Raw genomic sequence first — 13,184 nt, forward strand, 5'->3', positions numbered from 1 at the left:
CTGCTCAACAACGGGCGGGGGCTGGGCCTGCTCTCGGCGCGGGTCCTCGAGCGCAACGCCGCCGAGCCCGGCTTCGCACCCCGCGAGACCCTGCAGAACGTCGCCTCGCTGCTGGGCCTGGAGAACGTCGTCGCCCTGCACCCGCCCGCGGACGAGCCCACCGGCCACCTCTCCGTCGTCGCCTGCTTCCTGGCTCCCGACCTGATCGTCGTCGGCCGCGACGGGGCCCGCGCCGACGCCGCCACCGCCGACCATCTCGACGGTCTGGCCCGCGAACTGGCCGGCGCGCCGACCCTCGTCGGGCCCCTGCGCGTCGCGCGGATTCCCCAGCCCGACCACCGCGACGGCGTGTGGCGCTCGTACACGGAGATCGTCTTCGCCAACGGCGTCGTGCTCGTGCCCGTCTACCCCGACCACTGCCCCGACCTCGACGCCGAGGCGCTGGCCGTCTACCGCCGCCTGCTGCCCGACCGCCGCATCGAGCCGATCGACGCCTCGGCCCTGGCCCGCCGCGGCGGCGGCCTGCACCGCGTCACGGTGAACGTGCCGGCGAGCCGCGGCCTGGGCGACGGGCCCTGACGTCGAGGGGTCGCGCCACCAAGGACGAAGGCCCCGGCGGATGCCGGGGCCTTCCCGTCCAGCAGCGGATACCGACTAGAATTCGAAGTACCGCCAGAACATCTCGGTGGTCCACTCGTTCGCGTTGGTGTCCTCCTCGCGGTTCGACATGTGCACGGGACCCAGGGTGGGCGAGACCCACATGGTGTCCCGCTGCACGAACGCGGGCGAACCGCCGACCGCCACGTCCAGCACGTGGATCACGCGGAAGACGTTCTTGTAGTACAGGTTCTCCGAACCGAAGGAATCGATGGGCATGTCTTCCGGCCCGGATACCGAACCGTTCAGGGTGGCGGAGAAGGTGCCTTCGCCCGGAACGGTCACGGTCGTGCTGCCGGACCAGGTTCCGGCCGAGACGGGCAGGGGCAGCACGTTCAGCGGTGAATCGAAGAGGTTCTCCGTCCCGCCGTCGGCGAACCCGATCCACTCCAGCCGGTTCGACTGGCGCCGGTAGAGTTCGTAGCTGCCGGTCGGAGTCGTGAAGCCCTCGTCGGCGTACTCCGCGAGGCGGATCGAGCCGTTGCCCTGCACGTCGACCTGCCGGAACTCGCCGCCGAAGTCCGACCATTCGGGCACGTCGTTGCCCAGGGTGCCGCCGGCGTAGGCCGCCTCGTAGATGTAGCGGTAGCCGTCGCTGGTCGGGTAGTAGTCCGGCGTGCCGGACACCGTCGCCGACCAGGTCCACGGCGTGGTCTGCACGTTGCCGTTGGCGTCGGTGAAGGAGGCGAAGGTCACCTCGCAGGGCAGGCCGGCCGGCAGCGGCGAGGGCAGGGCCACCGTGACGGTGGTCATGTCCGCCGACCAGGTCGGACTGACGTTCGACGCGACCATGACCAGGGCGAACTCCACGTTCCAGGCGCTCGGCTCGAAGTCGTTCGGATCCATGGGTTCGCTGAACACGATGGTGAACGAGCCGGCGTCGGCGGCGAACGTCGACCCGCTCGCGGGCGTGGTCGAGACGACCGTCGGCGGCGTGGTGTCCACCTCGTTGCTCGTGGTGAAGCTGAAGCTCGCCGGTGTCCCGAGGGTCGTCTCATTGGTCGACATCACGTTCGCCCCGAAGGTGACGGTGATCTCGGTGTCGGCCGGCAGGTCCGACTCGGGCATGAGCGTGACCGTCGAGCCGTCGACCGTCACGCCGAACGGGTAGTTCGCCTTGGTGACGTCGCTGATGGTGGTGTTGGCCGCCACCGATCCGGCCGAGATGTTCTGGGAGAAGAGGGCCTGGATGTTGGCGGAGCGGTTCACGCCCGTGGCGCCGTTTGCCGGATTGGTGTCCAGGACCGACAGGACGCTCGAGAACACCCAGAAGTCGAAGGTGTAGGCGGCCAGGGCGTTGCCGGCCGCGTCCTGCAGGCCGGTGCCGAGGGTCACCGTCACGTGGGCGCCGTCGGCCCAGGGATCGTGGTTCACGGCCAGGGTGCGGTCGTTGGTCCAGGTCATGTCGGTGATCGCGCCGCTCGACAGGGTGACCTGCCCGCTCTCCGAGCCGGCCGACATGGCCTCGTTGAAGTTGATGGTGATCGTGGCGGTGGGGGAGACGCCCGTGTCGGCGTCCTGGGGCTGGGTGCCCGAAACCTGGGGAGCGGTGGTGTCGCTGCCGCCGCCGCCGCCGGGATTGGCGGGGTCGTCGCTGCTGCTGCAGGCGGAAAGCCCGCAGCTCAGGGCGAGCAGGATCATCATGGACAGGATCGTGGTTTTGCGAAGCATGCCGGCCTCCTGTGGGTGGGGTCACGGGCCAATTCCGCACACCGTAACCCCGAAGCCCGCGGCCCCGCAACAGATGATCGGGCGCGCCGGGTACCAGAATGAGTTTTTCAACAGCCTGCTAGTCCCCGTAGATGGCCACGCCGCCGCTGCCGTCGGCCTTGCGCCAGCCCCGGTACATGCCGGGCGTGTTGAAGACCATGGCGATGTTGCCCGCGGCGTCGAGGGCGACGACGCCGCCGGTGGCCCGCTGCGCCACCAGATCCCGCATGATCACCTGCTCCGCCGCCTCCTGCAGGCCGAGTCCGCCGTAGGCCATGCGCGCGGCGATGTCGTGGGCCACCGCGTTGCGGATGAAGTATTCGCCGTGCCCCGTGGCGGAGACCCCGCAGGTGGCGTTGTCGGCCCAGGTGCCCGCGCCGATCACCGGCGAGTCGCCGATGCGGCCCCACAGCTTGTAGGTCATGCCCCCGGTCGAGGTGCCGGCGGCGATGTTGCCGTCGCGGTCGAGGGCCACGCAGCCCACGGTGCCGTGCTTGCGGTCGGGGTCGGCGGTGGCCTCCGCAGCGGCCTTCTCGCGCGCCTTCAGGAACGACTCCCAGCGCCGCTCGGTGCGGAAATACGCCGGATCGACGATCTCGAGCCCGACCTCCGCCGCGAAGGCCTCGGCACCCTCGCGGGCCATCATCACGTGGGGCGACTTCTCCATCACCGCCCGCGCCGCGCTGATGGGGTTGCGCACCGTCGTCACCCCCGCCACGGCGCCGGCGTCGCGGTCGCGGCCGTCCATGACCGAGGCGTCCATCTCGTTGGCCCCGTTGGCCGCGAAGACCGCACCCTTGCCCGCGTTGAACAGGGGCGAGTCCTCCATGAAGCGGATCGCCGCCTCCACCGCGTCGAGGCTCGAACCGCCGGCCTCGAGCACGGCCGCGCCCGCGTCGAGGGCCTTGCCGAGCTTGTCCCGGTAGGCCAGCTCCGCGCCCGTGTCCATGGTCTCGCGCGTGATGACGCCGGCGCCGCCGTGGATCACGAGGGCCCAGGGGGTCTCGGCCGCCGCCGGAACGCAGGCGGCGGCCACGAGGGCCGCCGCCAGGAGCATGCGCTGCAGGTGCCGCATCGCCCTACTCCACTTCCAGCACGAGGTACCGCAGCATGCCGCCGCGCTCGAGATGGAACACCGCCGGCTCGCCGTAGGGGGCGTCTTTGACCAGCTGCTTCAGCGAGCGCAGGCCCTTCACCGGCTGGCCGTTCATGGTGTAGATCACGTCGCCGGGCTCGAAGTGGTCGCCCAGCAGGGACACGTCGGCGGCCAGGGCGGCCACGATCACGCCCTCGGCCTGCCGCGGCTTGAAGGGCAGCATGCGGGTCGTCTCCTTGTCCAGGTCGAGGGAGAGCACCCCGATGCGCTGCACCAGGTTCCGCTCGGCCGAGATCATGTCGAAGAAGCGGTAGTCCGGATCGATGCGCTCGATCACCTCGACGTCCTTGGCGAAGGTGCGCCCGCCGCGCGCGATCTCCAGGGTGACCTTGCCGCCGATCTTCTTGTTGTAGAGGTTCACCTCGAACTGCCGCGCATTCTCCATCTTCTTGCCGTCGAGGGTGAGCACGATGTCGCCCACCTGCAGCCCGGCTTCGTGGGCCGGACCGTTGGGGAACACGTCGCCCAGGATGACGCCCCACTGCACGTCCAGGCCGAGGGAGCGCGCCATCCACGGGTTCACCGTCTGGGGGTTCACGCCGATGATGCCGCGCTTGACCCGCCCGGTGGCCCGGATCTGGTTGAACACGTTCCGGGCGATGTTGCTCGGCGCGCTGAAGCTGAGTCCCTCGCTGCCGCCGCTCTGGGTGAAGATCAGGGTGTTGATGCCGATGACCTGGCCCTGCGCGTTCACCAGCGGGCCGCCGCTGTTGCCCGGGTTGATGGCCACGTCGGTCTGGATGTAGATCATCGGGTTGTCCTGCTCGAGCTGCCGCGCCACCGTGCTGACGACGCCGAAGCTGACCGAGTTCGTCAGGCCCATGGGGCTGCCGAAGGCGAAGACGAGTTGCCCCTGGTGGATCTGGTCCGAGTCGCCGAGCTCGAGGAAGGGCAGACCCTGGCGCTCGATCTTCAGCACGGCCAGGTCGGTCTCCTTGTCGGTGCCGATCACCTGGGCGCCCACGAGCAGGCCGCCGGCCGCGAGGATCGAGTTGCCGGCGTCGGCGCCGAGCGCCTGGGGCGACAGCCGCACCTGCACCCGCTTGGCCCCCTGCACCACGTGGTTGTTGGTGATGATGTAGCCGGCGGGATCGAGGATGACGCCCGAGCCCGTGGCCTGCTGCTGACCGAACAGGGCCGCGCCCTGGGGCACCGAGCCGACGAGGGCCCCGAAGCTGGAGGTGTAGATCTGGACCACGGCCGGTCCCACCGCGCGGGTCAGGTCGCGGATCTCGCCGCTCAGCTGGGTCAGGCTCCATTCACGGTCGGCCTCGGCGGCCGCGGCGCCGGAAGCGGGCAGGGCCAGGCACGAGAGCAGGGACAGGGCGAGCAGGGCGCGGACCGCGGTCCGGACGGGGAAATGGCGCACGACAGCCTCCAGGGATCGGGTCGAACGAGGGGGGTGAGCGCGGCCCATACTACGGAAACCGGTGGCCCGGGGCAAGCGGCGGGGCGAGGCCATTGATCCGGTCCTGTCGATTCCGTAGTATCATGCAGGCCGCGCCGGCGGCCGCCCAGGGGGACCTCCCATTCGCCCATGACCTCGCGCCCCGGATCGGCTGTTGCGGTACGGCACCTTCGCCTGCCGGCGCATCGCGGCGATCCCGGCGCCGCGATGGCGAGGGCCACCGCACCCCACATGACCGGAACGACCTTGGATCCGAACAAGGAGCTGTCGTCATGTCCCATCCCGCCAACCTGTTCCGCACGGTGGTCGGGACTGTCCTCGTCCTGCTCGGGGCGGCGACCGGTGCCTCCGCGGGCCTGATTCCCGTTGCCGATGTGGGGCAGCTCACGGCCGCCCTGGCCGGAGCCGCCGCCGGCGACACCGTTGCGGTCGCCTGCGGCAGCTACGCCGTGCAGGGGCTCGTCCTGCCCGCCGGGGTGGTCCTGCGCGGCGCGACCGGCGATCCCGCCTGCGTCGAACTCGTCTCCGACGGCTCGGCGCCCATCCTGTCCTGCGCGGACGTGCTCGCGCCGACCGTGATCGAGGGCCTCACGTTCACCCTGGATGACGGCGTGACGGCGCCGACCGTCGTCCGGGGGGGCGGCCTCCTCCTGGCGAGCGCGACCGTCCTCGTCAGCCACTGCGACTTCCGGGGCCTGGGCGCCGACTACGGCGGAGCCGTGTACGTCGCGGGCGGCGGCTGGCCCAGCTTCATCTTCTGCCGCTTCGCCGACAACCAGGCCGACGGCGTGGGGGGAGCCATGGCGGTGGTCGGTTCGGCCCCGCAGATCGTCTCGTGCCTGATGACCGGCAACACGGCCGGCGTCTCGGGCGCCGCGCTGAACGTGGCCGGGGGCGGCCGCGCGACCCTGTCGTACTGCACCATCGACCAGGCCGCGGCCGCGGTCTCGGCCCTGCAGGGCTGGGACGACGGGGACATCACCCTCGAGCACGTCATCGTCGCCGGCGGCACCTGGCTCGGCGACGTCAGCGCCGTGCCGGCCATCAACTGCTCCGACTTCCACCTCGGCGGCGACGACCCCTGGGTGGGGCTGCTCGCGCCGTTCGGTGCCGCGGGCGGCAACATCGCGGCCGACCCGCTCTTCTGCGACCCGACCGGCCTCGACGGCTCCTTCGGGCTCGCGGAGAACTCGCCGTGCGCGGCGGCCCAGTCCGGCTGCGGGCGCATCGGAGCCTACGACGTGGCCTGCGGCGTGTCCGGCGTGCCGGGCGAGGAACCCGGCGTCGCGCGGCCCCGCTTCGCCCGCATCGAGGGCAACCATCCGAATCCCTTCAATCCCCGAACGGAAATCCGCTTCTCCCTGCCGGAGGCGGGCCATGTGCTCCTGGACGTCTACGACGTGCGGGGGCGGCACGTGCGGCGACTGGCGGACGGCGCCTTCGCGGCCGGACCGCAGAGCGTCCCCTGGGACGGCCGCACCGACGACGGTCGCGCCTGCGCGGCCGGCGTGTACTTCGCCCGCCTGCGGGCCGACGACCGCGCCGACACGCACCGCATGTCCCTGATCAAGTAGCGGGCCCCGGACCTTCGGCAAGGAGACAAGCCATGCAAGCCAAGAACCCGACTCCGATCGCGCTGGCCGCGGCCCTGCTGCTGGCCGTCGCCGGTGCCCCGGTCGTGCGGGCCGGCGATCCCGGCCTGCTGCGCCCGACCGTGCAGTACACCAACCCGTCCGGCATTTCGGCGACGGGCGTCAAGCTCGTCCCGCCGACCATCACCATCGAGGCCTCGGCCTCCGACCCCGACGCGCCGGGCAGCGTCCCGGCCCGCTACCGCTACCTCGTGAAGGAGGCGATCGACGCCCAGGGCCAGCCCATCCGCACGCCGACCGAGTACCAGCTGCATCACCAGGAGGTGCTCGCCCTCGACGACCCGGGCTGGACCGCCTGGCAGGACTACCCCCATCCCTACAACCGCGTCGAGATCCCGCTGGTGGGCCTGACCGACGGCGCCTACTATCTCGTGTCGCTGCAGATCCTCGACTTCGACGGGCTCTCCAACGACCCCTGGCTCTACCAGGACTCGGCCCTGCACCTGAAGGTCATCGACGGCTTCTTCCGCCCGCTCGTCGTGCTGAGCGAGCCGTTCCTCGGCACCTCCAGCGCCACCGAGACGGTCACCATCGAGATCGCGGGCGGCCAGCCCCTGAACTTCTCCTGGACCGCCTCGGCCGACCTGTACGGTGCCGACATCGCGTCCATGCGCCACGGCTGGGATCTCGTCGACCCCGACGATCCGGGCGATCCCGGCTGGGCCGTGCCTCCCGGCCTCGCCGCCGTCAACGGCTATGCGGCCGAGCGGATCTTCCAGGAAGGCATCCACACCTTCACGGTGCGGGTGGTGGACACCGCCGGCGCGGTCACCCTCACGCGTCGGACCCTGCGGGTCGTGCCCTACGTCGATCCCGCCTTCCAGTTCGACCTGCTGGTGCTCGACCAGGTCGTCGACGAGAACGTCCAGACCTGGCCCGACCGCAACGGTGTCCCGCGCGATGACGAGAGCTTCCGCAACTCGTTCTGGCAGTTCCTGGACGCGGTGGCGGGCGGTGCCGTCGGCTTCGACTGGAATCGCGACTGGCGCGACCATGCCGACCTGGTCGAGTTCTCCGACGTCGTGGCCTACAAGGCCGTGCTCTGCTACGCCCGCTTCCACGACACGTCCCAGCGCCTGTTCACCGACCCGTTGGCCGGGCTGCGTCCGGTCAACGACCAGGACCGTTTCCTCTGGTTGTCCTCCTACCAGGCGCGCGGCGGCAACGTCATGCTCGTGGGCGACCGCAGCCTCGACTCCTTCCACGAGGGCAAACCGAACTACATGATCCCCTTCGTGTACGACACGGCCGAGGAGACCTACGTGGTGAACGGCCAGCCCTACGTCGTCGGTTTCGGCTCCGTGCAGCTGCCCGACGGCTCGACCGTGCTGCGCGGACCCCGCCAGTACGCCTACGCGACCGCCGGCATCGCGGCTCTCGACTGGACGGCGCCGGCGACCAAGTTCATCTACGGCCGCCCGACGCCGGCCCGCTTCGACCGCACCGCCGACTGCGTGGGCCTGAAGGGCCTGGTCCTCGACGGGGTCTTCGCGGCGAACCACCTCGTGGGCGGAGCCATCCCCGACACCATCTGGACCGACCCCGAGATCGACTGGCGCGACGCCGACGCCGCGGCGGGCGACTCGTTGTCCCTGGCGAGCGGGTTCTTCCCCTTCCGGGACGACGAGTTCATCGACGCCAACATCAGCTCGCGCCCGACCCCGATCGTGGCCCAGGACTGCCTCGACGGGCCCGGCGGCCTGTGCGTCGAGCCCATGTTCCGGGGCGTGTCGCGGTTCGACTACGTGCGGGAGATCAAGCGGGCCGGGGGCGACGCCGACTGGCCCCAGTCGGAGTACGCGGCCGTGGAGCTCGAGAGCGTGTGCGGTCCGCTGGCGCTGACGGCGTACGAGGGCGAGCCCGATCGTTCCGCGCGCACCAACGGCCAGGTGTATGGCTTCCTCTCGTACAAGTCGGTCGCCGACAAGCCGAGCGGGAAGGCCGACGTGTACTGGGGCTTCGATCCGTACCGCTTCGACCACGAGAGCGCGCGCCAGGCCGTGCGGTGGGCGCTCGACTACTTCGGCCTGCAGATCGGCCAGTAGAACGGCCCGCGTCCGAGCAAAGAGGCTCCGGGGTCATCCCGGAGCCTCTTCGCGCGTGGTCGGGGGCGCGGCTACTTGACCAGCGTCATGCGCCCCGTGGCGGTGAATCCCGCGTCGGTCACGAGCCGATACAGGTAGGTGCCCGAGGCCACCGGGCGCCCGCCCGCGTCGGTGCCCTGCCACGTCACCGCATGGTGGCCGGCAGGGTAGTCCGCGGCGGCCAGCGTCCGCACCGGACGGCCGTCGACGGCGTACACCGTCACCGTGGCGTGAGCCGGCCGGTCGAGGCTGAAGCGGATCGTCGTCGACGGGTTGAACGGGTTGGGCACGGCCTGACCGAGACTCGTCAGGCGGGGCAGCCCACCCTCGTCGGGCGCGGGGGAGGGCTCGAGCCCCTCGACCACCGACAGCACGCGGTCGACCGGCACCGGCCCGAAGGTCTGGTGCAGGCCGCTGGGCCAGTGGATGTCGACCTGATCGACGACCGTGGCGCTCCCCAGACCGAAGTGGGGCTCCGGCGCGCTGCAGGCCAGGTAGGCCGATCCCGGGCTCACCAGCCGCGTGCGGCTGACGCCGCCGGCCGTGACCACGACCCGCGCCCCGATGGCGTCGGTGTTCGTGCCGGAGCCGGCCAGGTCGAAGCGCACCCAGTGGTTGCCCGTCGTGAACTCGTTCCGCAGCAGCAGGTTCGCCGCACCCTCGCGGCTGATGGCGAGGTCGAGGCGGCCGTCGTTGTCGACGTCGCCCACGGCGACGGCGTTGCCGGCGGTGGTGGCCTCGTCCGGTCCCACCGGCACGCGAACGAAGCCGCCCGCCCCATCGCCCATCAGCACCAGGTCCGGCTGGTCGCGACGCACCACGTAGAGGTCGAGGTTGCCGTCGTTGTCCAGATCGAGCCAGGCGACGCCGCGCCCCCGGCCGCGGTCGCCGAGGTTCGTGCCGCCGATGGTGTTGTACTGGAACGGACCCGTGCAGGCGTACAGCACGTCGGCCTGGCCGTCGTTGGCGAGGTAGAGGTCGAGGTCGCCGTCGTTGTCGTAGTCGCCCCAGGCGGCGCCGCGGCTGTCGCCGAGGTTGTTCATGCCCTGGCTGGCGGCGACGTCCGAGAACCCGAGCGCCGTGCTCTCGAACATGAGATTGGCCGCGAAGCTGTTGGCGACGAAGGGATCGAGGCGGCCGTCGAGGTTGCCGTCGCCCCAGGCGATGCAGGTGGTCGCCGCGGTGCTGGCGAAGTTGCCCGCCACGGTGCTGAAGAGCACGAGCCCGGGCGCGATCTCGCCCTGGCTGTCCAGCAGCACGTTGGCCGTCCCCATGTTGCCGAAGGCCACGTCGAGCAGGCCGTCGTTGTCGAAGTCGACGAAGGCGGCGCCGCCGCTCTGTCCGGTGTCGGTGTCGCCGAACGCGCTGACGGCCGTGAAGACGCCGGTGCCGTCGTTGAGGAAGAGCTGGTTCGACTGGCCCGCGCGGGTCACGTACACGTCGCTCGCCCCGTCGCCGTTGAAGTCGGCCCAGGCCGCACCGCGCACCGCACCGGCCGCGGCCAGGGCCGAGCCGGCGACTTCGGTGAAGGCCAGGGCGCCGTCGCCCCGCAGGAGGCGATCGGTGGCCCCGTCGCTGGTCATGTGCACGTCGAGATTACCGTCGCCGTCGATGTCGACGAGGCTGATGGCCGCGCCGGCGCCCGTGTCGCCGAACGGCGCCGAGGTGATGGCGACGAAGGGACCGTCGGAGTAGGTGCCGGTGAAGGTCGCCGTCCCGTCCTGGATCAGCGTCTGCTGCTGCAGGCCGGCCGGCGAGTTCCAGTAGGCCACGTCCTCCCAGCTCAACTCGTACAGGCCGGTCGCGAAGACGTTCAGCACGGCGTCGCCGCGGCCCGAGCGGGCCAGCCCCGGCCCGGTGATGTCCCAGGCGGCGTCGATGCCGTCGGGGTCGCAGTCGATCACGATCTGGCCGGCGTAGTCGGGAATGGCCTGGGCGGCCTGGAACACCTCGCCGGTCAGGCTGCTCTGCACCATGACGACGACGTTCAGGTTGGTCTCTTCCCAGCCGGCGGCCATGGGAACGCTGCGCGTGACCGTGACCGACTGCCCGGGCGTCGTCAGGGTGAAGGGCTCGGGCGTGAGGACCGCCCGCACCATGTTCAGGTGCCCGTGCTCGTCCTCCGAGGCGACGAAGAACCGCACCGTCCGGCCGGCCCCCGACGTGGCCGCGTCGACCGCGACGTCGACGCTGATGTCGAGCATCCCGTCCAGGATGGTGTAGGACGCGTCGACGGCCAGCGGGCTGGTCGTGGCCAGGCGCGAGGCCACCGAAGGGGCGTAGGTGTTGAACATGGAACCGGAGGCGGCGCCGCCCGAGTGGTGGATCTGGCCGTCGAAGACGACGTAGGGCGTGCCGCCGATGCCGTAGTCGCCGGCCCGCGCATTGCCCTCGGCCGTGTTGTAGGGCGCCGAGAAGTAGAAGGTCAGCCCGATGAAATCGGTCTGGTCGTAGACGTTGTAGAGATCGTAGAACCCCGCGACCGCGGAGGGGCAGTAGGGTCAGCCGTCCTGGGACCAGAGCTCCCCGACCACCGTCCGGTCGGCGGGATACACGAAGCCGGCCGTCCCGAGGGCGGCGAGGGTCGCGACGAGGATCATCAGTCGGGTCGGCGGCGAGGCGAATCGGCGCAAGGTCGTCATCGAGAAATCTCCCGGTCAGAGGGTCGGGGTTCCGTTCTCAATCGACAATTCTAACGCAATTGCTCAAGGGATTCAGGCAAAAACTGGCCCAGATGTCCGGATGGCCAAATATCCCGGCGCCGTGAGGGATGGCGTCGAGGCGGGAGCTCAGTCGACGGCCTGCACGAGGCCCGATGCGAGCAGATCCGCGAGGAAGGCCTTCAGATCGGACTCGGCCGTGGCGCGGTCGACGTCGTACGCGGCGGTGACGGCGTCGGCCAGGGCCTCGAGGTCGTGCTGCCCGTCCAGATGGCTCCAGACGAAGGCGCCGATGTCCTCGAGGCTGTGGGTCATGTCGCCTGCGGGCGCCATGATGACCAGCCCTTCGCCGATCTCGCGCACCGGACAGGCCGGATTGGGGATGAAGATGCTCGTGCTGGTGATCGTCATGGTCGTCCTCCTCGGTCACAGCGGGTCCGGGCGGCGTCACGCATCGGGGAATCCGTAGACTTCGCCGATCCGCCGCCAGAAACCTTCATCGGGCAGGAAGTCCAGAAACTTGAGCGACGTCTGCCCCACCAGTTCCGCGGCCATGTCGAGCATGGCGGGCAGGGTCCCGGCGTCGGGCGCCTCGGCCAGCCCCACGGGGGGCGCGATCTCGGCGGCGATCGTCGTCGCGGCGGCCAGGGGCGGCGCCTCGGCCAGGGCGTGCCGCGGGGCCTGCCGCAGGAGGAAGACCGCCGCCAGGGGCGCTTCGCCCGGCCGCTTGGCGCGGAACAGCCCGTTGAACGGCGTGCCCACGACCTGCCAGCCGTCGGGGCGCCGGCGCAGCAGGTTCATCTCGTCGCCCAGCACGTGGTGGCCGGCGCTGAGCCGCGCCACCGTCGACTTGCCCGCTCCCGACGGACCCACGAACACGAACCCCTTCCCGTGGGCGATCACCGCCGACGAGTGGAGCAGGAAGCCGTCCCAGCCCGCGAGCCGGCGGGCGTCCCGGAATGCCTGGTAGAGCAGCTGTTCGAAGATGCGCACCAGGTTCCCGTGGGCCAGGACCTGCTTGACCCGCAGCTGCCCCCGACCGGTCGCGGCGTCGAAGCGGCCCCGCACGAGGCCATCGGCGATGTCGAAGCTCCCGTCGGCGGCCACCCGCTTGGTGGTCACCAGCGACGTCGGCAGCCGTGGGTCGTCGGCGTGGGGCACCAGTTCGATGTCGAGCCGCACGTGGGGCGCCGCCGCGGCGGACGGCCGGTCGAACCAGCGCGCCAGGCCCTCGGCGAATCCCGCCGGCGTGCAGTGCAGGGCGATGACGGCGCCGCCGACGTCGAGCCGGTATTCGCCGGGGGCGAGCGGGGTGGTGCTCACAGCGTGTCCTCCGGCAGCGTGTCCGGCGGCGGCGGGCGACGCCAGAGGTGACGCAGGTGGCGCCGCAGGCCGTTGCTGGCGGCCACCGCGTCGTGGGGGTCGCCGCCGGCCGCGCCGTCCGGCGTGCGGAATCCGGTCACGCGCCCGCACACGGTCCGGCCCCGGCGCCAGCGCCCGCGCCGGTTCGCGTCGCCCTTCTCGAGCACGAGGTCCACGGGGCCGGCCCGCAGCACGAGCAGCACGCGGTGAGCGACGAGACGATCGCCTTCCCGGAACACGGCCACGTCGCCGCCGCGCACCGCCGCGCCCGACGTCGCGGCGATCAGCAGCGTCGCGCCGGCCGGAATGGCGGGCGCCATGGAACCCGTCAGCAGCGGGAGCTCCAGCGGACCCGACGGCGCCGGCACCTGACCGGTCAGGGCGAGCCAGGCGTCGAAGCGGTCGGCGGGCGGACTCTCGGGGCGGAACATGACGACTCCGGGTCTGGGGTTGCCGCGAGTATCGCCACCGCGGGCGCCCATGGCAAGGGGTGCA

The 13,184-nt window shown here is 71.2% G+C and carries 11 protein-coding genes; 3 read left to right on the forward strand and 8 right to left on the reverse strand.

Translation table 11 applies throughout. The features are described from left to right. Positions 1-579: agmatine deiminase family protein (locus KDM41_04475; protein MCB1182666.1), on the forward strand; the 579-nt coding region annotated here is incomplete at its 5' end. A gap of 75 nt (positions 580-654) precedes the next feature. On the opposite strand, the gene KDM41_04480 is transcribed toward KDM41_04475, so the two are convergent. The 3 genes from KDM41_04480 to KDM41_04490 all read right to left on the reverse strand — a co-directional run bounded on the left by KDM41_04480 (position 655) and on the right by KDM41_04490 (position 4,892). Beyond that, positions 655-2,328 carry an Ig-like domain-containing protein gene (locus KDM41_04480; protein ID MCB1182667.1) on the reverse strand — a complete coding sequence of 558 codons (1,674 nt, stop codon included), beginning with the start codon at positions 2,326-2,328 and terminating at the stop codon, positions 655-657. A gap of 118 nt (positions 2,329-2,446) precedes the next feature. After that, positions 2,447-3,442, reverse strand: coding sequence for an isoaspartyl peptidase/L-asparaginase (locus tag KDM41_04485; protein ID MCB1182668.1), 996 nt, complete (start codon positions 3,440-3,442; stop codon positions 2,447-2,449). Between the two features lie 4 nt (positions 3,443-3,446). Further along, on the reverse strand, positions 3,447-4,892 hold the full coding sequence (locus KDM41_04490; GenBank protein MCB1182669.1) for a trypsin-like peptidase domain-containing protein: 1,446 nt from the start codon (positions 4,890-4,892) through the stop codon (positions 3,447-3,449). Positions 4,893-5,203: 311 nt separating this feature from the next. On the opposite strand from KDM41_04490, the gene KDM41_04495 reads away from it, so the two are divergent. Then, complete coding sequence (locus tag KDM41_04495) at positions 5,204-6,505, forward strand: hypothetical protein (protein ID MCB1182670.1); 1,302 nt, start codon at positions 5,204-5,206, stop codon at positions 6,503-6,505. 32 nt (positions 6,506-6,537) lie between these two features. Then, positions 6,538-8,628 (forward strand): hypothetical protein, encoded by a 2,091-nt coding sequence (locus KDM41_04500; GenBank protein ID MCB1182671.1) that lies wholly within the window; start codon positions 6,538-6,540, stop codon positions 8,626-8,628. Positions 8,629-8,699: 71 nt separating this feature from the next. Here the strand turns inward: KDM41_04500 and KDM41_04505 are convergent, their stop codons facing one another. The 5 genes from KDM41_04505 to KDM41_04525 all read right to left on the reverse strand — a co-directional run bounded on the left by KDM41_04505 (position 8,700) and on the right by KDM41_04525 (position 13,120). Beyond that, entirely contained in the window at positions 8,700-10,961 is a 2,262-nt protein-coding gene (locus KDM41_04505) for a VCBS repeat-containing protein (GenBank protein MCB1182672.1), read from the reverse strand. A 207-nt stretch (positions 10,962-11,168) separates the two neighbouring features. Continuing rightward, complete coding sequence (locus tag KDM41_04510) at positions 11,169-11,309, reverse strand: hypothetical protein (protein MCB1182673.1); 141 nt, start codon at positions 11,307-11,309, stop codon at positions 11,169-11,171. A 147-nt stretch (positions 11,310-11,456) separates the two neighbouring features. Beyond that, the gene (locus KDM41_04515) at positions 11,457-11,738 is read right to left on the reverse strand and encodes a PqqD family protein (GenBank protein MCB1182674.1); all 282 of its coding nucleotides are present in this window, start codon (positions 11,736-11,738) and stop codon (positions 11,457-11,459) included. A 36-nt stretch (positions 11,739-11,774) separates the two neighbouring features. Then, positions 11,775-12,650 (reverse strand): hypothetical protein, encoded by an 876-nt coding sequence (locus KDM41_04520; protein ID MCB1182675.1) that lies wholly within the window; start codon positions 12,648-12,650, stop codon positions 11,775-11,777. Further along, complete coding sequence (locus tag KDM41_04525) at positions 12,647-13,120, reverse strand: hypothetical protein (protein MCB1182676.1); 474 nt, start codon at positions 13,118-13,120, stop codon at positions 12,647-12,649. The genes KDM41_04520 and KDM41_04525 overlap by 4 nt, the downstream gene beginning before the upstream one ends. Positions 13,121-13,184: the final 64 nt, after the last annotated feature.

Source organism: bacterium (assembly GCA_020440705.1).
In the GTDB taxonomy this organism is placed as follows: domain Bacteria; phylum Krumholzibacteriota; class Krumholzibacteriia; order LZORAL124-64-63; family LZORAL124-64-63; genus JAGRNP01.

Coding starts and splice junctions, on each gene's coding strand:
- KDM41_04500 (MCB1182671.1), top strand. CDS start 6,538: ATGCAAGCCAAGAACCCGACTCCGATCGCGCTGGCCGCGGCCCTGCTG.
- KDM41_04525 (MCB1182676.1), bottom strand. CDS start 13,120: ATGTTCCGCCCCGAGAGTCCGCCCGCCGACCGCTTCGACGCCTGGCTC.
- KDM41_04505 (MCB1182672.1), bottom strand. CDS start 10,961: ATGTTCAACACCTACGCCCCTTCGGTGGCCTCGCGCCTGGCCACGACC.
- KDM41_04495 (MCB1182670.1), top strand. CDS start 5,204: ATGTCCCATCCCGCCAACCTGTTCCGCACGGTGGTCGGGACTGTCCTC.
- KDM41_04485 (MCB1182668.1), bottom strand. CDS start 3,442: ATGCGGCACCTGCAGCGCATGCTCCTGGCGGCGGCCCTCGTGGCCGCC.
- KDM41_04480 (MCB1182667.1), bottom strand. CDS start 2,328: ATGCTTCGCAAAACCACGATCCTGTCCATGATGATCCTGCTCGCCCTG.
- KDM41_04510 (MCB1182673.1), bottom strand. CDS start 11,309: ATGACGACCTTGCGCCGATTCGCCTCGCCGCCGACCCGACTGATGATC.
- KDM41_04515 (MCB1182674.1), bottom strand. CDS start 11,738: ATGACGATCACCAGCACGAGCATCTTCATCCCCAATCCGGCCTGTCCG.